Raw genomic sequence first — 24,111 nt, 5'->3', positions numbered from 1 at the left:
GTCGTGACCGGGATGCCGCATGGTGTCGTCCGCCGCGTCGCGTGGCGACCTGTCGTACTCCTCGGGCAGGATGCACGTCATGCTTCCCGAACGTGCTGCCCGAGCGACCCGAGCCGCCCGATGACCGACGCCGACCTCGACAGCCCTGGCGAGGCGGTCGGGCGGGTGCTGGGCACCGCCGACGCCACCCCGTTGCAGTTCTGGACGGCCGTGGCGCCCGGCAGCTATCTCCAGCTCGACGACGTGGTGGTCACCCGACGGGAGCTGCCGGACCGGGAGCCGGTGACGATCGCCGGGGTGGTCACCCAGGTCCGCGCGCGGCACGAGGGCGCCCAGTTCGAGTCCGACGTGTTCGCCATCGCCGACGGCACGCTTCCCGCGCAGGTGCAGGAGGCGGCCGAGGTCACCACCACCCGGGTCGATCCCGAGCTGTACGTGCCGCCGGCCCCGGGCGCGGTGGTGCACCGGGCCGAGGGGGACGCCCGCGCGCGTGCGCTGCACTTCGACCGGATGGAGCGGCGCATTCCGATGGGGATGGGCCGGGACGGGGTGCCGGTCTATCTGAACGCCGACTTCCTCGACGGCAGCCGGGGTGCGCACGTCTCCATCTCCGGCATCTCCGGGGTGGCCACCAAGACGAGCTTCGCCACCTTCCTGCTCTACTCGGTGTTCCGCTCCGGCGTGCTCGGCGGCGACGCCGTCAACGCCAAGGCGCTGATCTTCAACGTCAAGGGTGAGGACCTGCTCTTCCTGGACCACCCAAACACCCGCCTCGACGAGCCCACCCGCGCGGCGTACGCGAAGCTCGGGTTGAACGCCGGCGCGTTCCCGGACGTCCGGGTGTACGCCCCGCCCCGGGTGGGTGACCCGGCCGGCACCCCTGATGTGAGCAGCCGGCTCACCGGCGTCGACAGCTTCTACTGGACCCTGAGCGAGTTCTGCTCCGACCGCCTCCTGCCGTACGTCTTCGCCGACGCCGACGACGAGCGCCAGCAGTACACGATGGTGGTCCACTCGGTGGCCGCGCACCTGGCCCGTTACGCCCAGCCGGCGGACGGCGGGGTGAGCATCGACGGGGTGCGGCTCGGCTCCTACGGTGACCTGGTCGACCACATCGTCGACCAGCTCAACGACGACGAGACCCGCTCCGACTGGGCCGGCAGCGCGGTGGGGTTGGGCACCGTCAACGCGTTCGCCCGGCGATTGATCGGCAGTAAGAAGGACCTTGCCCGGCTGATCCGTGGCGACCTCGCGGCCCGTCGCCCCCACTCGATCAACACGAGCGAGTCCGCGCAGGTCACCGTCGTCGACCTGCACAACCTGCCGGACCGCGCCCAGCGGTTCGTGGTGGGTGTGACGCTCAAGAGCGAGTTCGAGCGCAAGGAGAAGTCCGGCACCGCCAAGCCGTTGCTCTTCGTCGTGCTCGACGAGCTGAACAAGTACGCCCCCCGGGAGGGCTCCTCGCCGATCAAGGAGGTCCTGCTGGACATCGCCGAGCGGGGCCGCTCGCTCGGGGTGATCCTGATCGGTGCGCAGCAGACGGCGAGCGAGGTGGAACGGCGGATCGTCACCAACTCGGCGATCCGGGTGGTCGGCCGGCTCGACCCGGCCGAGGCGTCCCGCCCGGAGTACGGTTTCCTGCCGCCCGCGCAGCGCCAGCGCGCCCTGTTGGCCAAGCCGGGCACCATGTTCGTCAACCAGCCGGACATCCCGGTGCCGCTCTGTCTGGAGTTCCCGTTCCCGGCCTGGGCCACCCGGGTCTCCGAGGCGGGCCGGGCACCATCGGAGACGCTGCGCTCGATCACCCAGTCCGCCGACCCGTTCGCCGTGGTGGGCTCGGGCGGCGGCAGCACCGACGACGACATCCCGTTCTAGGGGGCCGGCAACCCATGAAGATCCTGCACACCTCCGACTGGCACGTGGGAAAGGTGCTCAAGGGGCAGTCCCGGGCCGACGAGCACAAGGCCGTGCTGGCCGGGGTGATCGAGATCGCCCGTGCCGAGCAGCCGGATCTGGTGATCGTCGCCGGTGACCTCTACGACACCGCCGCGCCCAGTTCGGAGGCGACCCGCCTGGTGACCCGGGCGTTGACGGCGTTGCGACGCACCGGCGCGGACGTGGTGGCGATCGGCGGCAACCACGACAACGGCCCCGCGCTCGACGCGCTGCGCCCGTGGGCCGATGCCGCCGGCATCACGCTGCGCGGCGGGGTGCGGGAAAACCCGGACGAGCACGTCATCGACGGCACCACCGCCGGCGGCGAGCGGTGGCGGTTGGCCGCGCTGCCGTTCCTGTCCCAGCGGTACGCGGTGCGCGCCCTGGAGATGTACGAGCTGACCGCCGCGGAGACCAACCAGACGTACGCCGACCACCTGGGCCGGGTGCTGGGGCGGCTGACCGAGGGTTTCACCGAACCGGACCGGGTGCACCTGGTCACCGCGCACCTCACGGTGACCGGCGCGGCTGCCGGCGGCGGTGAGCGCGACGCGCACACCGTGTTGGGTTACGCCGTTCCGGCCACCGTCTTCCCGGCGACCGCGCACTACGTGGCGCTGGGTCACCTGCACCGGGCGCAGCGGGTCGAGGGGCCCTGCCCGGTGCGGTACAGCGGCAGCCCGCTCGCTGTCGACTTCGGCGAACAGGAGAACATCCCGTCGGTGACGATCGTCGAGGTGACGGCCAGCACCGCCGCGCGGGTGCGGGAGGTGCCGGTGACGGCGGCGAGCGCGCTGCGGACGGTGCGGGGCACCCTGGCCCAGCTCGCCGAGATCGAGGCACCGGACGCGTGGTTGCGGGTGTTCGTGCGGGAGCAGCCCCGCGCCGGCCTGCGCGAGGAGGTGCAGGAGCTGCTGCCCCGGGCCCTGGAGATCCGGATCGACCCGGAGCTGTTGGCCGCGCCGGGCAGTGGCGCGCGCATCGCCCAACGGTCGGGGCGCTCACCCCGGGAGTTGTTCGCCGACTACCTGGACAGCCGGGGTCACTCCGACGAGGGTGTCCGGGAGCTCTTCGACGAGCTCTTCGAGGAGGTCGAGCACTGATGCGTCCGATGCGACTGGACCTGGCCGGGTTCACGGTCTTTCGGGACGAGACCACCGTCGACTTCACCGACGCCGACTTCTTCGCGCTGATCGGCCCGACCGGTTCGGGCAAGTCGACGATCCTGGACGCCATCTGCTTCGCCCTCTACGGCATGGTGCCGCGCTGGGGTGGTGCCCGAGGGTTGGCGAACGCGCTCGCGCCGTCGGCGACCGAGGCCCGGGTGCGGTTGGTCTTCGAGTCCGGTGGCGCCCGGTACGTGGCGACCCGGGTGGTCCGGCGGGACGGCCGGGGCAACGTGAAGACCGCGAACGCCGGGTTGCAGCTCATGCCGGCCGGCTTCGACGTGACCAAGCTGGACACCGGGCTGAGCCCGGACGACCTCGGCGAGGTGGTGGCCGGCACCCCCGCCGAGATGGAGCAGGCGGTGCTGGAGGCGGTCGGGCTGCCGTACGAGCAGTTCACCAGCTGTGTGGTGCTGCCACAGGGGCAGTTCGCCGACTTCCTGCACGCCAAGCCGGCGACGCGGCAGCAGATCCTGGTCAACCTGCTGGGCCTCGGCGTCTACGAGGATGTGCAGAAGAAGGCGACGGCGCGCGCCGGGCAGGCGGAGGCCCGGCTGGAGGCGGTCGACCAGGTGTTGGCCGGGTTGACAGGCGTGGACGACGAGGCGTTGGCCGAGGCCGATGCCCGGGTGGACCGGATGGCCGAGCTGGCGTCCGCGGTGGCCGACGCGGTGCCGGAGTTGACGGCGGCCCGGGTCACCGCGCGGGAGGCCGCGGCGGCGCTGACCGCGCTTGACGACGAGTTGAGCGTGCTGACCGGGGTGCGCGCCCCGGGTGGGGTGACCGAGGTCGCCCGCGCGGTCGCCGGGGCGCGGGCCGACGCCGAGGCGGCGGCGAGCGGGGTGTCGCTGGCCGAGGAGCGGGAGGACAAGCTCCGCGGCGAGCTGGCCGCCGCCGGTGACGAGAGCGCACTGCGACTGCAACTGCGGGCGTACGACGATCGGGACCGGCTCTCCGGCGAAGCCGCCACGGTCCGCGCGGCGGTGCGCGCGGCGAACGACGAGCACGCCACGGCGGTGGCGGCCCTGGCCGCCGCGCGGGTGGTCGCCGAGCGGGCCGACGCCGAGTTGGAGGCGGCCTTCCGGGCGCACGAGGAGGCGAAGGCCACCGACCTGGCGGTGAGCCTGCGGGTGCACCTACACGCGGGTGCGCCCTGCCCGGTGTGCGAGCAGCCGGTGGCCGAGGTGCCCGCGGTGCCGGCCGACTCGGCGGTGGCCGCCGCCACGGCGGCCGGCAAGGCCGCTCGGGCGGCGACCAAGGCCGCGCAGGAGACGGTGCAGCAACGGGACACGGCGGCACGTGAGCTGGAACGGCTGCTGGTGCAGGCGCGTGCCCGGCAGGAGCAGGTGGAGGCCCGGCTTGCCGAGCTGGACGGGCAGCTCGCCGGGGCGGCCGAGCCGGTCGTGCTGCGCCGGGAGTTGGCCGAGCACGCCCGGTTGCGCGGTGCGTTGGAGGAGGCGGCGACGGCGGTCCGGGCCGGCCGGGAGACCGCTCGGCGGGCGCGGGCCGGGGTGGACGCCGCCGAGGAGCGGCTGCGGGCGGCGTGGCGGGCCTTCGACACCGCCCGGGACGGGCTGGCCCGCTTCGGCCCACCGGCGACCGACCGGGACGACGTGGCCGCCGCGTGGGCGGCGTTGACCGGTTGGGCGACGACCGAGGCGGACCGCCGCCGGGCCGACCGGGCCGGTCGGGCCGCCGCGGTGGCGGAGGCCGAGGCGGTGGCCGACGGGGTGCAGCGGGCCCTCACGGCCATCTTCGCCGCGGCCGACGTGCCGGTCGGGGACGACCCGGTGCACGCGGCGACCGTGGCGGTGGAACGGGCCGACGCCGACCGGCGGCGGCTGCACGAGCGACGTGAGCAGGCCGGGACGTTGCGCGAGCAGCGGGCGGGGCACGAGCGGGAGGCGCAGGTGGCGCGCGCGCTCGCCGGGCACCTGCGGGCCAACAACTTCGAGCGGTGGTTGCTGGCCGAGGCGTTGGACCTGCTCGTCGACGGCGCGTCGGGGATCCTGCGGGAGCTCTCCTCCGGGCAGTACGAGCTGGTGCACGACAAGGGTGAGTTCGTCGTGGTCGACCACCACGACGCGGGGCTGCGTCGTGGTGTGCGCACCCTGTCCGGCGGTGAGACGTTCCAGGCGTCGTTGGCGTTGGCGTTGGCGCTCTCCGAGCAGTTGGCTGGGATGTCCACCACCGCGGCGAGCCTGGAGTCGATCGTCCTGGACGAGGGTTTCGGCACGCTGGACGCTGCCACGCTGGACACGGTGGCGGCGACCCTGGAAAACCTGGCGGCCCGGGGCGATCGGATGGTCGGCGTGGTCACCCACGTGCCGGCGTTGGCCGAGCGCATCCCGGTCCGCTTCGAGGTGCGCAAGGATGCCCGCTCGGCGCGCGTGGAGCGGACGGGCCGGTGAGCGCGAGGGACGCCGCGTTCTTCGTGGATTCGTGGGATCCGGCCTACGGGGCGTCGTTCGAGGCGTCCGCGACGGGACCGGCCGCGCCGAGCAGCGCCCAGGTCGACGCGGACGTGGAGCTGCCCGCCGTGGACTGGCGGGCCATCGGGGTACGCCCGGAGGTGCGGGCACCCGACGTGGTGTTGCTTGTCGACGGGGTCCGCCGGGTCGATGCGAGCATCTGGACGGCCGAGACGGACGGCGGGTCGTTCCCCGGGTTGGCCGCCTCCTATGCGGCCGGGGTGGTCCGGTGTGATCTGGGCCGGGGTGCGGCGCAGTTGGCGGGCACCCGGGTTGCTCGGGGTCTGTTCACCGCGAGTCCGTCGGCGCAGGATGTGGTGGCGGGCGCGATCCGTTACCCGGTGCACCGGGTGGGTGGCAGCGGTGAGCTGGCGAAGTTGCCGGCCGCCGTGCAGGGTCCGCTGACGGCGTTGGAGGTGGCGGTGTCCGACGCCGCCCGGGTCGACGGTGATCTGTTGGTGGTGGACGGGCCGTTGCGCAGCCGCCGGCAGTTGCCGCGCACGCTTGGCTACATCAAGACCCAACACAGTCAGTACCTGGATGCCCGGCTGACCGCGGTGGTGACCGGCATGGCTCCTGGTGAGCGGTCCCCGGTGTTCCGGCTGGGCACCGCCTGGGGTGGTTGGTCGTGGTATTTGCGGCTTCCGGTGGCGGTCGGTGCGCCGTGGGCGGGCATCGTCCGGGTGGAGTGCTCCGCCGACCTGCCGGTCGAGGCGGCGGTGGAGCTTGCCGACCTGTCGCTCGTCACGTTGCCGCGCTTCGCGTCCACTCCGTACAAGGATCCGCGGGCTCCGCAGAACCTGATCCCGATCGCCGGCCTGGAGCGCCGGTTGCGTGCCCTGCTCGGCGATGCCCGGCTGCTGCACCGCGCGTTGACCGCTGCGGCGCGCGCGGCCCGGTGAGCGCGGGGGCTGGTTCCGGTGGGGCGTAAGCGGGCGGGTGACCGGGTGGTCGAGCAGGTGGACACCGGGCTGGCCGAGTTGGTGCCGGATCCGGACCGGGCCGGGTCGTGGACGCTGCTGCTGGACGGCGCACCGCAGTCGCACGTCGACCTGGGCGATCCCACCCACCTGGAGTTCGAGTACGTGCGGCGGCTGGCCGCCGCCGTGGACCTGGTCGCCCCGGCCGGTACGCCGCTGCGGGTGCTGCACCTGGGTGGTGGCGCCCTGACGCTGCCCCGGTACGTCTCCGCCACCCGGCCCGGGTCGACGCAGCGGGTGTCCGAGGTGGACGGTGCGCTGGTGGAGTTGGTCCGGCGGGCGTTGCCGTGGCCGTCCGACGCCCGGTTGCGGGTCCGGGTGGAGGATGCCCGCGCGGTGCTGGCGTCCACCCGGGAGGCCAGCTACGACGTGGTGGTCGCCGACGTGTTCGCCGGTGCGCGTACCCCGGCCCACCTGACTTCGGTGGAGTACGCGGCGGAGGTGGCCCGGGTGCTCCGACCCGCCGGTTTCTACCTGGCGAACCTGGCCGACGGCCCGCCGTTGCGGCACGCCCGTGGGCAGGTGGCCACAATCCGTTCGGTGCTGCCGCAGGCCTGCCTGGTCGGGGACGCGGCGGTGCTGCGGGGGCGCCGGTACGGGAACCTGGTGCTTGTCGCCGGGCGGTCCACGCCGCCGGTTCCGGAGCTGACCAGGCGTGCGGCCGGTGACTGGTTCCCCGGCCGCGTGGTGGCCGGCGACGAGTTGGACCGTTTCGCCGGTGGTGCGCCGGTGGTTCGGGACGCCGACGCGACGGGCTCCGATCCGCCGCCGCCCGGGCTGTTCTCGGTGCGCCGCTGACCGTCCGCTCGGTCGGGCGCAGAAATTTTTCCTCCGTTTGTTGATCCGCTGGGGCCGGCGCTGCGTACCACCGGGCGGCCCACCTCGTGGGCCGGCGTTGGTCACGGACATCCCGGAGGTCTGCATGCACGCGGTGGCGGCCGGTTGGCATGGCGACACGGTCCGCGCTGACTGGTTGTCGGCGCGGCCCTCGTCACGGTCAACCTCGTCTGCCCGGGGGGTCGACGCACGGGCGACGTCTCGCCAGAATGGTCCGGTGACGCCGCGACCGGCGCCCGGACGCCATCAGGCGACGACAACCGAGGCCAGCCACTCCGACCAGTTGATCCGTCAGCTCTACGCCGAGCACGCCGGCCCGTTGCTGATGTTCGTCATGCGCCTCACCGGGGGGGACCGGCAGCGCGCGGAGGACATCGTCCAGGAGACGCTGCTGCGTGCCTGGCGCAACGCGCACCGCCTGGGCACGCAGGGGCAGGGCTCGTTGCGACCGTGGTTGGTCACGGTGGCCCGCCGGATCGCCATCGACGAGCATCGGAGCCAGGAGGCCCGGCCGCCGGAGACGTACGACCGGGACCTGACCGCGTTCGCCGAGGCGGACAGCACCGACCGGGTGCTTCGCACCATGACGGTGGCGGACGCGCTGCGGACGCTCAGTCAGTCGCACCGGGAGATCCTGATCTCGACGTACTTCCGGGGGCGGACGGTGCCGGAGGCGGCCGAGGAGTTGGGCCTGCCCCTCGGCACCGCCAAGTCGAGGGTCTACTACGCGCTGCGCGCGCTGCGCACGGCTCTGCAGGAGCGGGGGGTGACAGAATGAGCCGGCCGGAACACATGGATGTCGCGGCATACGCGCTCGGTGTGCTCGACGAGCAGGACACTGAGCGGTTCGAGGAACATCTCGCCACCTGCTGGGCGTGCGCTGCCGAGTTGGAGACGATGGTGCCGGTGGTGGGGCTGCTCTCCGACATCGACGGCGAGACGATGATGGCGCTGGAGCAGACGGCGACCGACCCGGCCCTGCTGGACCGGACGCTCGGCGCGGTGCGGGCCGACCGGCGGCGTTCCCGGTTTCGTCAGATGCTCGCGACGGCCGCCGCGATCGTGGTCTTCGGCGGTCTGACCGGTTACGGCTTCGTCAGCGTGGCCGGCAACGACCAGCCGTCGGGGGTGCTCGCCGAGTCGACGCCGAGCGCACCCAACGATCCGCCGACGAGCGGGCCGACGGCTGCGCCGAGCGGCCCGGGTGTGGGCGGCACCGAGGAGGAGGGTGATCAGGTCGAGGCGACCGACCCGACCACCGGTGTGCAGACCACCATGTTCCTGGTGACCAAGGACTATGGCACGCGGATCAATTTCAGCCTGCGGAAACTGCCCGGCCCACGCGTCTGCCGACTGGTGGTGGTGCGCAAGAACGCCAGCACCGAGGTCATCTCGACGTGGTCGGTGCCGGAGAGCGGTTACGGCACCAACACCCGACCGCAGGGTCTCGAGCTGAGCGCCTCGACGTCGGCTCTGCCGAAGGACATCAAGCAGCTCCAGGTGCAGTCGGTGGATGCCAACGGCGTGGCGAGTCCGCTGGTCACCGTACCCATGTAGGTGTGTCTGCCGAATCGGCGCCGGTCATTGTCACAATGACCGGCGCCGATTCGTCGTTGCGGGAGTCGTCCCCTGCGCGTGCGTACGCAGCGCGGCCGGAAACGGTTCAATCGGTTTACGTGAAATTGACCACTGTTACTACTTCAACCTTGACAGCCCTTCCCCCGTACTCATGGGTGAACTGTCAAGAATGAGGAGGGCACGTGGCACAGATGAAGCGGACCGTCATCGTCGCGAGCGCGATGGTCGCACTAACGGCCTGCGCTCCCGCGGGTTACGACCCCGCGAACTCGAGCGCGGCGGAGCCGGTCGCCGTCGCCGCGGCCGAACCCACCGCGACGGTTGAAGCTGAGGCCTCGCCATCCGCTGAGGCGCCCGCCGCCGACGCCCCGCCGGCGGAGGACGTCGACCTGACGGAGAAGCTCGTCGGTAAGAGCGTCGCCCGGATGGGCAAGGTGGTCACGGACCAGGACGGCTGGATCCTGTACCGCTTCGACAAGGACACCGCCGACCCGCCGTCGTCGAACTGCGTCGACAAGTGCGCCGAGGTGTGGCCCCCGGCGCTGACCGACGGCAACCCGGAGCTCACCGGCGTGTCCGACGACAAGGTCGGCAGCGTCACCCGGCAGGACGGCACCCGTCAGCTCACCGTCGGTGGCTGGCCGGTCTACCGCTACATCGGCGACAAGAAGCCCGGCCAGTGGAAGGGCCAGGCTGTCGGTGGCACCTGGTTCGTGGTCCAGCCGGACGGCAAGAAGAACCTGAGCTGCCTGCCGAAGGGCACGCCGAAGGCGGTCGCACCGCCGGCGGACAGCGGCTCGAACGACGCCGGCGGCTCGGGCTACTCGTACTGAGCCTGGTCGCCCACGCGGGCACGGTGGTCGGTCGTCGCCGGGGAGGGCGCGACCGGCCACCGTCGTGTCCGGGGTGGGGTCAGGCCCGTTCCCACGGGCTCGGCACCGGGAAGTACGTCTCCAGGAACGGAATGAGCAGCGCCATCTGCGCGTCCAGGTCCTCCTCGACGGAGAACGCGTCGTTCAGGCAGAACACCTGCCGGTCCCGACGGGCGAGCAGGTGGGCCAACCGGGCGGGGGTGTCCGGGTGGGACAGTTCGGCGATGGTGTACCGCAGGTTCCCCGGTGCCGCCCGCCCGGTGTGGAACGCGTAGTAGTGGTGCAGCGACGAGGCGACCGACAGGTCGTCCATGCTGCGGAACTGACTCGCCGCGGTTCGCCCGTACTGCTGCGGGAAGGTCTGTTCGATCTCCTGGAGCACGCTGCGCCGCAGCGCGTGCGGCATGTGCTTCATCTTCTGGGTCAGCACGGTGCCGAACCGCTCCGCGATCAACGCCCGGTTGTTCTTCCCGGCCGCCGACGACGGGATGTCCCCGGCGGTGGGTGCGCCCGGCGGCACCAGCGCCGGTGAGGGGAAGAACCGGGAGATGCCGTTGGCCAGGAAGAAGTCCTGGGGCAGCACCTCGGTGCCGAGGAAGACGTCGTCGTTGAAGTACAGGAAGTGCTCGGAGAGCCCGTCGATGTGGTGCAGTTGGCTCTCGATGGCGTGCGAGTTGTACGTCGGCAGCACCGTCGGGTCGGTGAATATCTCCCGGTGGTCGACCACCCGCAGCCCGGTGGCGGACGGGTCCAGCCAGGCCGGCACCTGATCGTCGGTCACCACGTAGACATGGCGCACCCAGGGCGCGAACAGGTGCAGCGACCGGAGTGAGTAGCGCAGCTCGTCGCGGCTGAGGAAGCGGGCCGCGCTGGCCGCCTCCGCGTGGTACGGCACCCCGGCCACCTCGGCCCGTCGGCGTAACCAGGCCGGGTCGGTGCCGTCGACCCAGGTGTAGACCACGTCGACCGGGAACGGCACGTCGTCGGGGCGCGGCGCGGCGAACTCCGGCCGGGTCCGGGCGGTCGCGGGCGCGGTGGCGGGCGCCAGGCCGGTGAACCGTGACTCCGGTACGAGGACCAGCGGCGCCGTCACCGTCACCTGTTCGGCGACGGCGTTGGGTCGCGGCGCGACGAGCGTGTCCCCCTCCCGGGTCCAGAACTCGACGTCGCACCCGTACGCCTGCCCCAGCACCAGCCGCCGCTGCGGGTCCGTCCAGTACCAGGTCAGCCGCACCACCGGGGCGTCCGTCAGGCGCTCCCAGGTCCTGGGTTCGAACCCGGCGGCCGGTTGCGCGGTGCCGTCCGGCACGCCGACGTAGCCGGGGACCCGACGGCAGACCGCGGCGAGTGCGGCGTACGCCCGGGTGCGGTCCTCGGCGTCGACGGCGACCACCGACGAGCGATGGGCCTCACCGCGGACCCGGAAGTGGGGTACGCCGGCCTCGTCGAGCGCCGCGGTGACCGCGGTGAGGTTGTCCAGCCGGGCCAGCAGGGGTGTGACCGACGCCCCGATCCGGGCCACCCGGGGTCCCCGGTCGGCGGTGACGACCACCCGGTCCGCGCCGGCCAGCAGCTCCGGCTGGCGGCGGGCCAGGCGTTCACCCCGACGTTCGGAGAGGTGACCGTCCCGGGCGGCCCGGGCGACCCACTGCTTCAACTGGTGCCGGGCCCGGGGGCTCACCTTCGTCGCGATGGCGCGCCGGGTCTGCGGGCTCAGCACCCGGCGGTACACCTCCACGAACCCGGTGGGTTCGGCCAACGCCCGGGGCGGCTCCCCCGGCGGGGGCGTCGGGCCGGTCACCGCTGCGGGCCCGGCAGCGCCGCGATGGCGGTGGCCACCCGCTGGGAGTTGTCGCGGTCCTGCGCGACGAAGAAGTCCGTCGCCCGACGGGTGTACTCCTCCTCGCGGACGCACCCGTTCTCCAGGTACCTGATGATCGCGTCCACCGTCTCCGACGCGGTCTCGCAGACCGGGCCGAACCCGTCCTCCCGGTGCTCGAAGTACCCCTTCTTGTAGCCGCCGATGGTCCAGAACTCCTCCGCGTCGAACTGCGCGTAGATCAGCGGGGTGCCGAGGTAGGCGACGTCGCAGGCGGTGGAGGAATAGTCGGTGATGAACAGGTCGCACTGGCGCAGCGCGTCCTGCACCGTCCGGCTGGTCTGGTCCGCCATGGCGAAGCAGTCGTCGGTCGGCACCAGCCCGGCCAGCAGCGAGCGCATCTCGTAGTGCGGCAGGAGTTCGAGCGTGTACCCGTGCTGGCGCAGCGCCTGCCGCAACCGCTCGTCACCGAACAGCTCGGCGAGGAACACCTGGTAGGCGGAGCCCTCGAAGGCGACCCGGGGTCGGGCGGCCTTGTTGTACGACGGGGTGACGAGGTACGTACGCCAGGTCGGCATGAACAGGATGCGACGGTGGCCCCGGTCCGGGGTCAACGCGTCGAAGCGGGGCAGGCCGGTGTTCGCCACCATGTCGCCGTAGTCGAGGTCCTTCGCCACGTACTCGGCCTCCCGGTCGGCCGAGGTCACGAAGAGGTCGAAGGAGGCCCGGCCACGGTGGACGCCGGCGCTGACGTCCTTCTCGATCACCCCGTGGTCGAGGAACACCCGGGTGGGGGCGATCCGCCAGTTCAGGTGCTTGAGGAAGGGCGACCGCTCCCAGCTCGCCGGCAGCATGTAGGAGTCGATGTCGTACGAGTTGATCAGCTTGGTGGCGTGCAACATCAGGAACTTGTGCCGGAACGAGCCGTGGGTGACGACGTTGCCCAACCCCTGCAACCGGTGCCGGTCCGGGCTCTCCTTCGCCAGCAGGTAGTACACGTTGCGCCGACGCTCCACCTGCCGCAGGTGCCGGAACAGGTGCGAGGAGTTGTCCTGTGCGGTGTCGGTCCGCTCGCCGACCAGCCACACGTCGCGCCGGCTCATCAGTGGCGCGGTGAGCGTCCGCAGCAGCCGCTGCTTCCAGAACGGGCCCCGGGAGGCCGCGTGCCGCAGATCCTTGCGGAGCATCAGGCGTCGCCACCGGCGCTGCCCGGCCACCCCGGCCTTGCGCTGCACCAACAGCTCGGCGTTCTCCCGGCCGCTGAAGGTGGGCAGGACCCGGGTGTTGCCGGCCAGTTTCGTGGTGGCGTCACGCAGGTAGGCGGCCGAGATCAGGCACTGCCGGGAGGCCTGCCCGGTCGCGGTCAGGAACACCAGCCGCAGCGCGTGCTGGCCACCGCGGAGCTTGCCGAGCGGCAGCTCGGCCGAGAAGCCCGACCACTCCCGGTCGTCGTCCCCGGCCCTGAGGTCCGCCCGTCGTTCGGCGGTGACCGGCGCGGTGAGGCTGCTGCCCCGGACCCGTAGACCCATCGGGGTGTCCAGCGGGGCACGCATCGGCAGACCGTTGACCACCAGGTGCCCGGAGACCTTGAGCGTCTCCCCCGACGACGCGAGCCGCATCTGCTCCAGCCGTACCCCCACCGCTGTCACCTTCGTCAGCGGGAGCAGCGCCGGCGTCACCGGGTAGTCGAGGTGCAGGTCACCGCCGCAGGCGACGACCCCCCGCAGCCGCTGCCACGGACGGGCGAACAGCTCGAAGTCGTACAGCTTGAACGCCAGGTACGGGACCCGGTGCCGGGTGTCGATCGTCCAGTTGGCGATGAAGGAGGGGTCGATGTCCTGGTAGATCCGGGTGCACTTCTCGAAGATCTTCCACAGGTCCGCGTCCTCGAAGAGGGTGTGCGCCCGCATGGCGAAGCCCTGGTAGCTGCGGACCAGCCACCGTTCGAGCACCTCGCGGCGGAACACGTCCAGGTCGGGACGCAGGTCGGCGAGGGTCTCGCACAGCTCCAGGTGGTCCCAGAAGTTCTGTTCCCGGACGAAGAGGTTGTCCATGATGGAGCTACTGACCGCGCGCTTGCGGTACTGGTAGACCACCGTGTCGACAAGTGCGATCCGCTCGGCCTTGAGCAGCATCGGGATGGCCAGGAAGGCGTCCTCGAAGTGCACCCCCTCGCGGAACCGCAGGCCGTGCTGCCGCAGTTGGGCGAGGTCGTACAGCTTGTGGCACGGGCCGGCGTCGAAGATCAGGTCCGGTGCGTCGACGACGGTCTCCAGCAACCGGTCGCCCTTGCCGAACGGCTTCTTCCAGAGGAACGCGGTCGGCTTCGGGAAGGTGTCCATGTCGCCGATGGCGATGCTCGCCTTGTGCGTCACGATCGCCTTGAGCAGCACCTCGATGGCACGCGGCGGCAGCAGGTCGTCGGAGTCGACGAACGCCACGTATGGGGTGTCGGCCAGGTCGAGCGCCAGGTTGCGGGCCGCCCCGGGCCCGCTGTTGCGCTGCTGCAGGGCGGTCACGTTTGGGTGCTCCGCGGCGAACTGCTTGGCCAGCAGGTCGGAGCCGTCGGTGCTGCCGTCGTCGACCAGGATGACGTGGCACGTGCCGAAGACGGTCTGCGCCTCGATCGACTGGAGTGTCTCGGGCAGGTAGTCCACCACGTTGTAGACCGGAACGATGATCGTGACCTGCGGGGCGGGGTCTACCACTCTGGGCTCCACTGGAGAGGGTGCGGGAAACGCGGGGGAAACAGCGCGGTCGGGTGCGGGCTCACTCGTCGCGCCCGAGCAGGATGGCCTTGAAATCGCTCACCGTGTTGAGCATGTTGTTGGGCATGGTGGGTGCGTCGACCGGGGCGCCCCGACGGGCGTCCCGCGCCGGCCGGTACGAGCGCCGCCACAGCTCCCCGGCGCCCACGCTCCGCCGCTCCGCCACCACGTCGTCCGGCAGCTCGAACGGGGCGGGAAAGGGCAGGTAGCGCGGCAGGAAGTCGCCCAACATGCGCTCCTGCTCGGCGAACGACAGCGGGTCGGAGTCGGTGTCGTTGAGGCAGAACACGTCGCGGTTGCGGCGGGCCAGCAGCTCGGCCAGCCGAGCCGGGGTCGACGGGTGACCCAGGTCGGCGTACTCGTACTCGATGTCGCCGGGGACGGCCTGCGCGGTCAGGAACGCCCAGTACTGGTGCAGCGACGACGGGATGGACAGGTCACCGTGGTGCCGGAACCGGTGCCGGGCGGTGGCCGTCACCTCGTCCGGCAGCATGGCCTCGATCTGCTGCATGATGCTGCGGCGCAGCGCGAACGGGGTGTGCTTCATCTTCTGCGTGATGGTGACGCCGAACTGCCGCTGGATGTGCCGACGGTTGTTCTTCCCGGCGGCCTTCACCGGCGGGTCCTCCGGCTTCGCCTCGCCCAGGCCGAACTGGGCCGGCGAGGGGAAGAACTTCGCGATCCCGTTGGCATGGAAGAAGTGGTTCGGCAGCAGCGGACGACCGAGGAAGACGTCGTCGTTGAGGTAGAGGAAGTGTTCGGCCAGGCCGTCGATGCGGTGCAACCGGGACTCGATGGCGTGCGAGTTGTACGACGAGCGGCCACCCAGGTCGGCGAAGAGTTCGGCGTGCGAGATGACCGTGACCATCGGGTGGCTCGGGTCGAGCCAGCTCGGTAGCTGACTGTCGGTGATCAGGAAGATCCGCCGCAGCCAGGGCGCGAAGCTGTGCAGGGAGCGCAACGAGTACCGCAGCTCGTCGCGGTTGTGGTAGCGCGACGAGTTGGCGGCGACCGCGTGCAGCGGGCCATCGGGGGCACCGAGCGCCAGCGACTTCCGCTTCAGCCACTGCGGGTCGGAACCGTCCACCCAGGTGTAGACCGCGTCGATCGGGAAGCCGACCCGGTCCGGCGCTCGGACGGCCAGGTCCCGGCGGGTTCCGTAGGTGTGGTCGTCGGCCTCGGGCACGAAGTGGCTCATCAGCGCCGCCGCCACCCGGACCGGCTGCGCCCGCGCGGGCGCCTCGTCGACGACGCCGTTGCGACGAGGAGCGCGGACCATGTCCCCGTGTCGGCTCCAGAACTCGATCTCACAGGCGAACTGGGTGCCGAGGACCACACCGGCACGAGCGTCGGTCACCGGGAAGCAGACCCGGATCACCTCGGTCGGCGCGACGTCCGGTTGGTCCCGACGGGGCTGGACCTGCACCACCCGAACGTCGGCGCCGGACAGTGCCGGCGCGGAGCGGACCAGGCGTTGCACCGCCGACCGTTTGTCGTCGAGGACCGCGACGGTGCTGCGCAGGTGGTCGTCGTTACGGATGCAGTGGTATTCGATGCCGGCGCCGTGCAGCGCGGTGGTGACGGCGGTGAGGTTGCGGTGCCACTGCGCCAACGGCGTCGCCGCGGCGACGACCTCGGCCCGGGTGCGAACGCCACCGTCGGTCACGGCCACCCGCGCGCCGAGGGGGTGCACGGTGTCCCCGCCGCGCGGCCGGGAGAGCGTCTGCACCAGGCCGATCCGCCGGTGCGCGGGCAGCAGGCCGAGGAGCCGCCGCCGCGCCGTCGAGGGCAGGAGTCGATAGATCTTCAGCGCGATCACGCGCCGGGCCGTCCCCGCGTACCCATCACTGCATGCCTCTCCGCAATCCCCCGTTGGCACCGCGTGGCGACCGGATGCCGGCCGCCGCAGGTGGCCCGGGACAGTGCGTTCACCTGCAGGCCATCAAACAACCACATGATCGATACCTGGCCCCACCGCCAAAAATGGCATAAGGCCGGTATGCACCGATTCGCCATCGTATTTTTGGCCGTTCGGGTGGTCCGACGACACCGGGACGGGCGGCCGAACGTACCTTCACGCGTGACCTGGCAGAGTAGCGGGGTGACCGAGACCGAACCCGCAGCGACCAGGGTGCTGCACCCGCCGCCGGGCTACCGGCTGGCCGCCTCGGTCCGCGCGCTCACCTTCAGCCCGTACGACCCCTGCGCCCGGGTGGCGGCCGGCACCTTCTGGTGGGCCACCCGCACCCCGCAGGGCCCGGCCACGCTCGCGCTGCGACCGGCCGGCGGCGAGTTGCTCGCGGAGGGGTACGGGCCCGGCGCCGAGCACGTCCTCGCCCGCGCCGACGCGATTGCCGGGCTGCGCGACGACCTGACCGGCTTCCCCGAACTGGCCGCGGCGCACCCGCTGGTCGCCCGACTGGCCCGGGAGCACCGGGGGCTGCGGATGCCCGCCACCGGGGAGGTCTTCCCCCGACTGCTGCGCGCGGTCTTCGAGCAGAAGGTCACCGGCAAGGAGGCCTACCGGGCGTACTCGGCGATGGTGCGGCACTTCCGGGAGCCGGCTCCCGGCCCGTTGCAGCCGCTGCTCCTTCCGCCCGAGGCAGCCACCGTCGCCGCGGCCCCGTACTGGGTGTTCCACCCGTTCGGGGTGGAACAGCGTCGGGCCGACACGCTCCGTCGCGCCGCGGCGCTCGCCGACCGACTGGAGCGCAGCACCGACGCCACCGACGCCACCCGCCGGCTGACCGCGATCCCCGGCATCGGCCCGTGGACGGCCGCCGAGGTGGTCCGGATCGCGTACGGGGACCCGGACGCGGTGAGCGTCGGCGACTACCACATCCCCAACACGGTGGCCTGGGCGCTCGCCGGCGAACCGAGGGGCGACGACGCCCGGATGATGGCCCTGCTGGAACCGTTCCGAGGCCACCGGGGCCGGGTGTGCCTGCTGCTGGAGGCGGCCGGCATCCGGGCACCGAAATACGGCCCGCGCGCCCCGATCCGCTCGTTCGCCCGGTTCTGACCCTCCCCGGCGGGCGGCGCTCAGCCGTCGGCGCAGAGCCGACGCAGGGTGCGGCCGAGCCACCAGGCGTAGGTGTGCTGCACGGCCCGAACCGCCGGACCCCCGGCGCGGGTGAACCAGCGGTCCGGAAGGCTGAACGCGCGGACCTCGAACCAGACCGCGCCGGTGTCGTCGCGTACCACCTCGAAAGCCTCCTCGCCCCGCTCCGGGTGCCCGGGCAGGGTGCCGTAGCCGAAACCGGCGCTCGTGGGTGAGTCCGTACTCCAGACCACCTGGCACGGCCCCCAGAGGCGGGCCGGGCCGACCCCGAGGCCGGCGGTCACCAGGACACCGTCGGCGGCCCGCGGCGCGTCGGTGCGCATCCGGACGCCGGCGGCGCGGTGCAGCCGCCAGCTCAACACCGCGTCGGCTGCCGTCTCGAAGCAGCCGCCGGGCACCGGGTAACGGTGGCGCAGGTGGTGGTAACCGCCGGGCAGCGGCAGGTGCCGGGTCGACCCCACCTCCGGGTACGTCAGCTCGGCCACCGTTGCCCCCTCCATGCGCCCGTCAGCCCTGCTCGCAGCGACGCCTGAGCCCGTCGGCCTCCATCCGCACGTAGCGACGGAGCAGACCGGCGTACAGCCGACCGACCAGGCCGGCCAGCGGACCGGACTGGTCGATGGCCAACTCGACGCGGGTCCGCCCGTCGGGTAGGGGCACCAGGCGGTGCTCCCCCGTGGTCCGCACACCCGGCGCCTCGGAGACCCAGACGAACTCCTGCCGCTCGGTCAGCTCGGTGACCCGCCAGAGGGCCGGCCGCAGTCTCGGCTGGGTCAGTCGTGCGGTCGCGCCGACGGCGAGCGGCCCCGGCTCGCCCCGCTCGGCCTCGGTGACCGACGCCGTCCACTCGGGCCAGCGCGGCACGTCGACGAGCACCGCCCAGACCTGCTCGGCGTCAGCAGCGATCTCGGTGTCGGCCTCGAACCGCATGACGTCCCCTCCCCGGCGGCGCCGCTCGGCACCGCCACGGGTGCAGACGAGGCCGCCAGGGGCATTGTGACACCGATCGTCGCGCCGTTCCGTCCCTCCCCATTGGAGGTGGACCCGGCGCGGCACCCGGCGGCGCCGCGTCGCCGGCCGGCGCGGGTCAGGCGGCCTCACGCAGGTCGGCCAGGGTGAGCGGGGTACGCCGCAGCAGCAACTCCTCCAGCTCCGGCACCGAACCGACCTCGCCGAGCACGTTCCGGCCGCCACCGAACCGCTCCGGGTAGCGGCGGGTCAGCCGGAACCGGTGGCGGCCCCGGATCAGCTCCACGCTCACCCGCCACCGCCCGCAACAGTCACAGACCCACTCGGACACCTCGCGAAAATAGCTCTGACCTGGGGTTATGTGATTCGCCCGGTGGGGACGAGCGACGCGTAGGGGGACACGCCGCTCTGGCGTCCACGGTGATCTGGCTCACGGCTGTCGGTGCCGTCTGATTGACTTGTCGGCGTGGACCTGCCGATCAACCCGCCGGTCGAGCCGATGCTGGCCAAGAGCGTTCCCAAACTGCCCACCACACCCGGGGTGACCTACGAGCCCAAGTGGGACGGGTTCCGGTGCATCGTGTTCCGCGACGGCGACGAGGTCGAGCTGGCCAGCCGGGGCGGCAAGTCGATGACCCGCTACTTCCCCGAGGTGGTCGAGCAGGCCCGCCGGCAGTTGCCGCCGCGGTGCGCCGTCGACGGCGAGCTGATCGTGATCCGGCGCGACGGGCCGAGCGGCCAGCCCCGGCTGGACTTCGAGCTGCTGGCCCAGCGCGTCCACCCGGCCGCGTCCCGGGTCAAGATGCTGGCCGAGACCACCCCGGCCGACTTCGTCGCGTTCGACCTGCTGGCGATCGGTGACGAGGCCCTGCTCGACCAGCCCTACCCGCGCCGCCGGGAGCGGCTGGTCGAGGCCCTGGCCGGGGTGCGCCCGCCGGTGCACGTCACCCAGGTCACCACCGACCCGGACACCGCGCGGCGCTGGTTCGACGTCTTCGAGGGCGCCGGGCTGGACGGTCTGATCGTCAAGCCGGCAGACCTGCCGTACGAGCCGGGCAAGCGACTGATGTTCAAGGTCAAGCACGCCCGCACCGCGGACGCGGTGGTGGCCGGTTTCCGCTGGCACAAGTCCGGCCCGGTGGTGGGCTCGCTGCTGCTCGGCCTCTACGACGACGCCGGGGTCCTGCACCACGTGGGCGTGAGCGCGTCGTTCAGCATGGCCCGCCGCGCCGAGTTGCTCGACGAGCTGGCCCCCTATCGGGACATCGCCGGTGAGCACCCGTGGGTGCACGGCGACCACGAGCGCGGCCAACGCATCCCGGGCGGGGTGAGCCGGTGGACCGGCACGAAGAACCTGGAGTGGGAGCCGGTGCGCCCGGAGCTGGTGGTCGAGGTGGGCTACGACGCGATGGAGGGCGAGCGGTTCCGGCACACCGCCCAGTTCGTCCGGTGGCGCCCGGACCGCGACCCCCGGTCCTGCCGCTACGACCAGCTCGACCGACCGATCCGCTTCGACGTCGACCAGGTGCTGCGCGGCGACCCGACGGCCACCGTGGACCGAGCCGTCACCGGCTCGGCGTAGCCTGGCCGTCGACCCGATCCCGGAGGACCACGTGACCCGCACCGCCGACCAGCCTCGGATGTCGACAAGCCGCCGGGTCCGTCGCACGCTCGCGGCCTTCGGTGTCGCCGCGCTGCTCACCGCCGGTTGCACACTGCCGGCGTTCGCGCCGCGCACCGAGGCGGAGGGCCCGGCCGCCCCGGCCGGCAGCGCACCGACCTGGCGGCCCTGCCCGGAGGTGCCCGACGAGTTGGTCGGGCGGAGCGCACCGAACATGCGCTACGAGTGCACCCGGATTCAGGTGCCCCGTGACTGGGGCACCGGCAACGGGGCGAGCGCCGGCCCGGGCGCCGGGCAGACCTTCGAGATCGCCCTGCTGCGCGCCCGCTCGACGAAGCAGCGCGACCGGTTGGGCTCACTGGTCATCAACCCGGGCGGGCCGGGCGGCTCCGGCGTCGACACCGCCGTCTACCTCTCCTTCGGCCAGCAGTTCGGCGGGCTGCCCAGCTCGATCACCGACCGCTTCGACATCGTCGGGTTCGACCCCCGAGGGGTGTCCCGGTCCAGCCCGGTGAAGTGCATCTCCGACGCCGACCTGGACGCCAGCTTCGGCTTCGACCCGGACCCGGCGAGCCAGTCGGCATTCGACGGCTTCGTCGGTCTGAGCCAGCGGATCGGGCGTGGCTGCGGCGACCGCTACGGCGACCAGTTGCCGCTGTACGGCACCGAACAGGCCGCCCGCGACATGGACGCGGTACGCGCCGCCGTGGGCGACGACAAGCTCACCTACCTGGGCTACTCGTACGGCACCCTGCTCGGTGCCACCTACGCCCAGCTCTACCCCCAGCGGGTGCGGGCGCTGGTGCTCGACGGCGCGGTCGACCCGCAGCAGCGGCTGGTCGAGGGCTCGGAGAGCCAGGCCCGCGGCTTCGAACGGGCCTTCACCAACTTCACCCGCTGGTGCGCGGCGAACGCCGGTCGCTGCCCGATCGCCCCGGACGCCCGCGCCGCCGTCACCTCGGCCATCGACAAGGCAAAGGTCTCTCCGGTACGCGGCGCCGACGACCGTGAGGCCACCGCCGGCTGGGTGTTCTACGCCGTCATCTCCTCGCTCTACACCGAGTCCGGCTGGCAGGAGCTGGCCCGGGCCATCGACAGGCTCGCCGAGGGCGACCCGAAGGACGTGTTCCGACTGGCCGACGCGTACGCCGGCCGGGAGGACGACGGGCGCTACTCGAACCTGTTCGACGCCAACCTCGCCATCAACTGCGCCGACGAGACGGAGAAGCCGAGCCGGCAGCAGATCCGGCAGTTGCAGTCCGAGTGGCGCGGGAAATACCCGCTGTTCGGGCCGGCGTTGGCGGTCGGCATGCTGAGCTGCGTCGAGTGGCCGGGCGGGCGTGACCCCTACCCGACCGGGAAGGCGAACGGCGCACCGCCGATCGTGGTGGTCGGCACCACCGGCGACCCGGCGACGCCGTACGAGCAGACCCCGCGGCTCGCGTCGATGCTGGGTGTCGGTCGGGTGCTCACCTGGGAGGGCGAGGGGCACACCGCCTACCCGCAGACGTCCTGCATCACCAACGCGGTCGACGCCTACCTGATCGACCTGACGGTCCCCCGCGAGGGCCTGCGCTGTCCGCCCCGCTGACGCCGTGTCAGGCTCACCGGCATGACCGATGTGACCTACCGGGAGGCGGTCCGGGCTGACCTGCCCGCCGTCATCGCCCTGCTCGCCGACGACGTCCTGGGCAAGGCCCGCGACTTCACCGAGGTCGACGAGGCGTACGAGAGGGCGTTCGCGGCCATCGACGCGGACCCGCGCAACCACCTGGTCGTGGCCGAACAGGCCGGCGAACTGGTCGGTTGCCTACAGATCACCTACATTCCCGGCCTCGGCCGGCACGGGGCCGAGCGGTCGCTCATCGAGTCGGTCCGGGTGCGCTCCGACCGGCGCGGCCAGGGGCTGGGCCGGGACCTGATGACCTGGGCCGTCGACCAGGCCCGACAGCGGGGCTGCGCGCTGGTACAGCTCACCACCGACAAGACCCGCGCGGACGCGCACCGCTTCTACCTGGGCCTCGGCTTCGTAGCCAGCCACGAGGGCATGAAGCTCGCACTCTGAGCGGCAGGCCACCACGCAGCCGGTGTGAAGCCGCCGTCGAAGCCTTGCACGTAGCCGCCGCGCCGCCGCCGTCCAGGCCGACACGCAACCGCTTCGGAGCTGATGTCGTGAACGAGTCACCGTCGGCGATTCGTTTGCGACATCAGCTCCAAAGCAAGCGTTAGAGCATCATCCAACCAGCCGGCCCACCGACAGCCAGCCGACAGCCAGCCCGCCGACGGCGGGCGAGCAGCGGTCAGCCGTCGACCAGGCGGCCGTCGCGCAGGACCAGCACCCGGTCGGCGAGATCGATCAGGGCCGGGTCGTGGGTGGCCACCAGAGCCGTCATGCCACGGGAGTGCACCACCGCCCGCAGCAGGTCCATGATGGACCGGCCGGTCTCCGAGTCGAGCTGGCCGGTGGGCTCGTCGGCGATGAGCAGGTCCGGTTCGTTGGCCAGGGCACGGGCCACCGCGACGCGCTGCTGCTGGCCGCCGGAGAGTTCGTACGGGCGCTGCGCGGCGTGCCCGCCCAGGCCGACCATCTCCAGCAGCACCGCGACCCGCTGCTCCCGTTCGGCGGCCGGCACCTGGGCCAGCCGCAGCGGCACACCCACGTTCTCGGCGGCGGAGAGGATCGGCACCAGACCGAACGTCTGGAACACGAAACCGACGGTGCCACGGCGCAGTTGCAGCAGTTCCGCCTCGCCGGCGGAGGTCACCTCGTGCCCGGCCACCACCACCTGACCGCTGTCCGGCCGGTCCAGCCCGCCGATCATGTTCAGCAGTGTGGTCTTGCCGGCCCCGGACCGTCCCCGGATGGCGACCAGCTCACCCCGGTTGGCGCTGAACGAGACGTCCCGCACCGCGTGCACGGCGTGCTCGCCCCGACCGAAGGTGCGGCTCACCCCACTGACCCGGACCACCTCGTCGGGGCGCACCCCGGGTGCACCGCCGAGTCCGGCGGCGCCGGTCACCACCATGTTCTGCTGGCTCATGCCCGTGCCCCCCGCTCGTCCGAGGCCCGGTCGCCGGGCCGTACCTGCACATGGTCCGGCTCCAGGTCGAGCCGGACCCGCTCCTTCAGCGACAGCGCGTCGACGAACGCCGCCGGCAACTGCATCCGACCGTTGCGGTCCAGCACCGCGTACTCCTCGCTGACCAGCTCGGTGTTGCCGTCCGCGCCGATTCGGGCGGTCCGGCGTACCTCGGAAGCGGTCCGGCCGTCGCGGATCGCGACGGTCCGACGGACCTGCGTGGCCACGGCGTGGTCGTGGGTGACGACCACGATGGTCACGCCCAGTTCGGCGTTGATGGTGCGCAGCGCCGCGAAGACGTCCGCGCCGGTCGCCTCGTCCAGTTCGCCGGTCGGCTCGTCGGCGAAGAGCACCTCGGGGTCGTTGGCGACCGCCACGGCCACCGCGACCCGCTGCTGCTCGCCGCCGCTGAGCTGCCCCGGCCGACGGTCGGCGCAGTAGCCCACGCCGACCAGGTCGAGCAGTTCCCGCGCCCGTTGCCGGCGGGCCTTGCGGCTGCGCCTGCCGGCCAACTCCATCGGCAGCTCGACGTTCTCCAGCGCGTTGAGGTACGGCAGCAGGTTGCGGCCGGTCTGCTGCCAGACGAACCCGACAAGCTTCCGCCGGTAGCTCAGCCGGCGCTTGTTCGACAGCGAGAGCAGGTCGTAGTCGGCCACCCGGGCGATGCCGGCGGTCGGCGTGTCCAGGCCGGAGAGGATGTTGAGCAGCGTCGACTTGCCCGAGCCGGAGGCACCGACGATCGCCACCAGCTCACCCCGGTCGATGACCAGGTCGAGCCCCTGTAGGGCGACCACCTCCACGCCCTCGGTCTTGAAGATGCGCACCAGGCCGTCGCAGACGATGTGCCCCCGCAGGCGGTCCTGCCCGCCGGCCCGCTCGGCGGCGCGTTGTGCGGCCCGCTGTTGCAGGGCGGCCAGGTCAGGCACCAGTGGAGTCTGGGCGGTAGCGGTCATC

At 72.3% G+C, this 24,111-nt stretch carries 20 protein-coding genes; 12 read left to right on the top strand and 8 right to left on the bottom strand.

Annotated features, from left to right (window positions below; translation table 11 throughout):
* The first annotated feature begins 120 nt into the window (after positions 1-120).
* The 8 genes from AB0C15_RS08855 to AB0C15_RS08820 all read left to right on the top strand — a co-directional run bounded on the left by AB0C15_RS08855 (position 121) and on the right by AB0C15_RS08820 (position 9,800).
* A complete protein-coding gene (locus AB0C15_RS08855; protein ID WP_357350206.1) occupies positions 121-1,875 on the top strand; it encodes an ATP-binding protein in 1,755 nt (584 codons plus the stop codon).
* Positions 1,876-1,889: 14 nt separating this feature from the next.
* Positions 1,890-3,038, top strand: a complete 1,149-nt coding sequence (locus AB0C15_RS08850; protein WP_357350204.1) for an exonuclease SbcCD subunit D — start codon at positions 1,890-1,892, stop codon at positions 3,036-3,038.
* Positions 3,038-5,512, top strand: coding sequence for an SMC family ATPase (locus tag AB0C15_RS08845; RefSeq protein WP_357350202.1), 2,475 nt, complete (start codon positions 3,038-3,040; stop codon positions 5,510-5,512). Before AB0C15_RS08850 ends, AB0C15_RS08845 begins: the two co-directional genes overlap by 1 nt.
* Complete coding sequence (locus AB0C15_RS08840) at positions 5,509-6,474, top strand: hypothetical protein (RefSeq protein ID WP_357350200.1); 966 nt, start codon at positions 5,509-5,511, stop codon at positions 6,472-6,474. The genes AB0C15_RS08845 and AB0C15_RS08840 overlap by 4 nt, the downstream gene beginning before the upstream one ends.
* Positions 6,475-6,492: 18 nt before the next feature.
* Positions 6,493-7,350, top strand: coding sequence for a fused MFS/spermidine synthase (locus AB0C15_RS08835; protein ID WP_357350198.1), 858 nt, complete (start codon positions 6,493-6,495; stop codon positions 7,348-7,350).
* Between the two features lie 124 nt (positions 7,351-7,474).
* A complete protein-coding gene (locus tag AB0C15_RS08830; protein WP_357350197.1) occupies positions 7,475-8,167 on the top strand; it encodes a sigma-70 family RNA polymerase sigma factor in 693 nt (230 codons plus the stop codon).
* A complete protein-coding gene (locus tag AB0C15_RS08825) occupies positions 8,164-8,946 on the top strand; it encodes a zf-HC2 domain-containing protein (protein WP_357350195.1) in 783 nt (260 codons plus the stop codon). The genes AB0C15_RS08830 and AB0C15_RS08825 overlap by 4 nt, the downstream gene beginning before the upstream one ends.
* 203 nt (positions 8,947-9,149) lie before the next feature.
* Positions 9,150-9,800: a hypothetical protein gene (locus tag AB0C15_RS08820; RefSeq protein ID WP_357350193.1), complete on the top strand. Its 651-nt coding sequence runs from the start codon at positions 9,150-9,152 to the stop codon at positions 9,798-9,800.
* A gap of 79 nt (positions 9,801-9,879) precedes the next feature.
* On the opposite strand, the gene AB0C15_RS08815 is transcribed toward AB0C15_RS08820, so the two are convergent.
* From AB0C15_RS08815 to AB0C15_RS08805, 3 genes are all read right to left on the bottom strand, one after another.
* Positions 9,880-11,598, bottom strand: coding sequence for a stealth family protein (locus AB0C15_RS08815; protein WP_357350191.1), 1,719 nt, complete (start codon positions 11,596-11,598; stop codon positions 9,880-9,882).
* A 38-nt stretch (positions 11,599-11,636) separates the two neighbouring features.
* Complete coding sequence (locus tag AB0C15_RS08810) at positions 11,637-14,366, bottom strand: CDP-glycerol glycerophosphotransferase family protein (protein WP_357350189.1); 2,730 nt, start codon at positions 14,364-14,366, stop codon at positions 11,637-11,639.
* Positions 14,367-14,427: 61 nt separating this feature from the next.
* Positions 14,428-16,245 carry a stealth family protein gene (locus tag AB0C15_RS08805; protein WP_357350187.1) on the bottom strand — a complete coding sequence of 606 codons (1,818 nt, stop codon included), beginning with the start codon at positions 16,243-16,245 and terminating at the stop codon, positions 14,428-14,430.
* 282 nt (positions 16,246-16,527) lie between these two features.
* On the opposite strand from AB0C15_RS08805, the gene AB0C15_RS08800 reads away from it, so the two are divergent.
* Complete coding sequence (locus AB0C15_RS08800; RefSeq protein ID WP_357350184.1) at positions 16,528-17,448, top strand: DNA-3-methyladenine glycosylase 2 family protein; 921 nt, start codon at positions 16,528-16,530, stop codon at positions 17,446-17,448.
* Positions 17,449-17,468: 20 nt separating this feature from the next.
* On the opposite strand, the gene AB0C15_RS08795 is transcribed toward AB0C15_RS08800, so the two are convergent.
* The 3 genes from AB0C15_RS08795 to AB0C15_RS08785 all read right to left on the bottom strand — a co-directional run bounded on the left by AB0C15_RS08795 (position 17,469) and on the right by AB0C15_RS08785 (position 18,787).
* Positions 17,469-17,972, bottom strand: a complete 504-nt coding sequence (locus AB0C15_RS08795) for a DUF1990 domain-containing protein (protein WP_357350182.1) — start codon at positions 17,970-17,972, stop codon at positions 17,469-17,471.
* A gap of 22 nt (positions 17,973-17,994) precedes the next feature.
* The gene (locus tag AB0C15_RS08790; protein WP_357350180.1) at positions 17,995-18,417 is read right to left on the bottom strand and encodes an SRPBCC family protein; all 423 of its coding nucleotides are present in this window, start codon (positions 18,415-18,417) and stop codon (positions 17,995-17,997) included.
* A gap of 157 nt (positions 18,418-18,574) precedes the next feature.
* On the bottom strand, positions 18,575-18,787 hold the full coding sequence (locus tag AB0C15_RS08785; RefSeq protein WP_357350178.1) for a hypothetical protein: 213 nt from the start codon (positions 18,785-18,787) through the stop codon (positions 18,575-18,577).
* A gap of 135 nt (positions 18,788-18,922) precedes the next feature.
* Between AB0C15_RS08785 and AB0C15_RS08780 the strand changes: the two genes are divergently transcribed.
* Genes AB0C15_RS08780 through AB0C15_RS08770 form a run of 3 tightly spaced genes read left to right on the top strand, consistent with a single transcriptional unit; the run spans position 18,923 to position 22,142 of the window.
* The gene (locus AB0C15_RS08780) at positions 18,923-20,038 is read left to right on the top strand and encodes an ATP-dependent DNA ligase (RefSeq protein ID WP_357350176.1); all 1,116 of its coding nucleotides are present in this window, start codon (positions 18,923-18,925) and stop codon (positions 20,036-20,038) included.
* Positions 20,039-20,096: 58 nt separating this feature from the next.
* Complete coding sequence (locus tag AB0C15_RS08775; protein WP_357350355.1) at positions 20,097-21,668, top strand: alpha/beta hydrolase; 1,572 nt, start codon at positions 20,097-20,099, stop codon at positions 21,666-21,668.
* Positions 21,669-21,689: 21 nt separating this feature from the next.
* The gene (locus AB0C15_RS08770; protein WP_357350174.1) at positions 21,690-22,142 is read left to right on the top strand and encodes a GNAT family N-acetyltransferase; all 453 of its coding nucleotides are present in this window, start codon (positions 21,690-21,692) and stop codon (positions 22,140-22,142) included.
* A gap of 235 nt (positions 22,143-22,377) precedes the next feature.
* Here the strand turns inward: AB0C15_RS08770 and AB0C15_RS08765 are convergent, their stop codons facing one another.
* Positions 22,378-23,103 (bottom strand): ABC transporter ATP-binding protein, encoded by a 726-nt coding sequence (locus AB0C15_RS08765; protein WP_357350353.1) that lies wholly within the window; start codon positions 23,101-23,103, stop codon positions 22,378-22,380.
* A gap of 11 nt (positions 23,104-23,114) precedes the next feature.
* Positions 23,115-24,110 (bottom strand): ABC transporter ATP-binding protein, encoded by a 996-nt coding sequence (locus AB0C15_RS08760; protein WP_357350172.1) that lies wholly within the window; start codon positions 24,108-24,110, stop codon positions 23,115-23,117.
* Position 24,111 lies beyond the last annotated feature (1 nt).

The sequence above is a fragment of the Micromonospora sp. NPDC048835 genome, assembly GCF_040649995.1.
Classification (GTDB): Bacteria; Actinomycetota; Actinomycetes; order Mycobacteriales; family Micromonosporaceae; genus Micromonospora.
This window is presented reverse-complemented; position numbering and strand designations above follow the sequence as displayed.

What these genes read in the sequence shown, in the direction of transcription:
- AB0C15_RS08845 (WP_357350202.1), top strand. Translation starts at nt 3,038, where the DNA reads ATGCGTCCGATGCGACTGGACCTGGCCGGGTTCACGGTCTTTCGGGAC.
- AB0C15_RS08850 (WP_357350204.1), top strand. Translation starts at nt 1,890, where the DNA reads ATGAAGATCCTGCACACCTCCGACTGGCACGTGGGAAAGGTGCTCAAG.
- AB0C15_RS08855 (WP_357350206.1), top strand. Translation starts at nt 121, where the DNA reads ATGACCGACGCCGACCTCGACAGCCCTGGCGAGGCGGTCGGGCGGGTG.
- AB0C15_RS08765 (WP_357350353.1), bottom strand. Translation starts at nt 23,103, where the DNA reads ATGGTGGTGACCGGCGCCGCCGGACTCGGCGGTGCACCCGGGGTGCGC.
- AB0C15_RS08790 (WP_357350180.1), bottom strand. Translation starts at nt 18,417, where the DNA reads ATGCGGTTCGAGGCCGACACCGAGATCGCTGCTGACGCCGAGCAGGTC.
- AB0C15_RS08825 (WP_357350195.1), top strand. Translation starts at nt 8,164, where the DNA reads ATGAGCCGGCCGGAACACATGGATGTCGCGGCATACGCGCTCGGTGTG.
- AB0C15_RS08775 (WP_357350355.1), top strand. Translation starts at nt 20,097, where the DNA reads ATGTCGACAAGCCGCCGGGTCCGTCGCACGCTCGCGGCCTTCGGTGTC.
- AB0C15_RS08760 (WP_357350172.1), bottom strand. Translation starts at nt 24,110, where the DNA reads ATGACCGCTACCGCCCAGACTCCACTGGTGCCTGACCTGGCCGCCCTG.
- AB0C15_RS08830 (WP_357350197.1), top strand. Translation starts at nt 7,475, where the DNA reads ATGCACGCGGTGGCGGCCGGTTGGCATGGCGACACGGTCCGCGCTGAC.
- AB0C15_RS08770 (WP_357350174.1), top strand. Translation starts at nt 21,690, where the DNA reads ATGACCGATGTGACCTACCGGGAGGCGGTCCGGGCTGACCTGCCCGCC.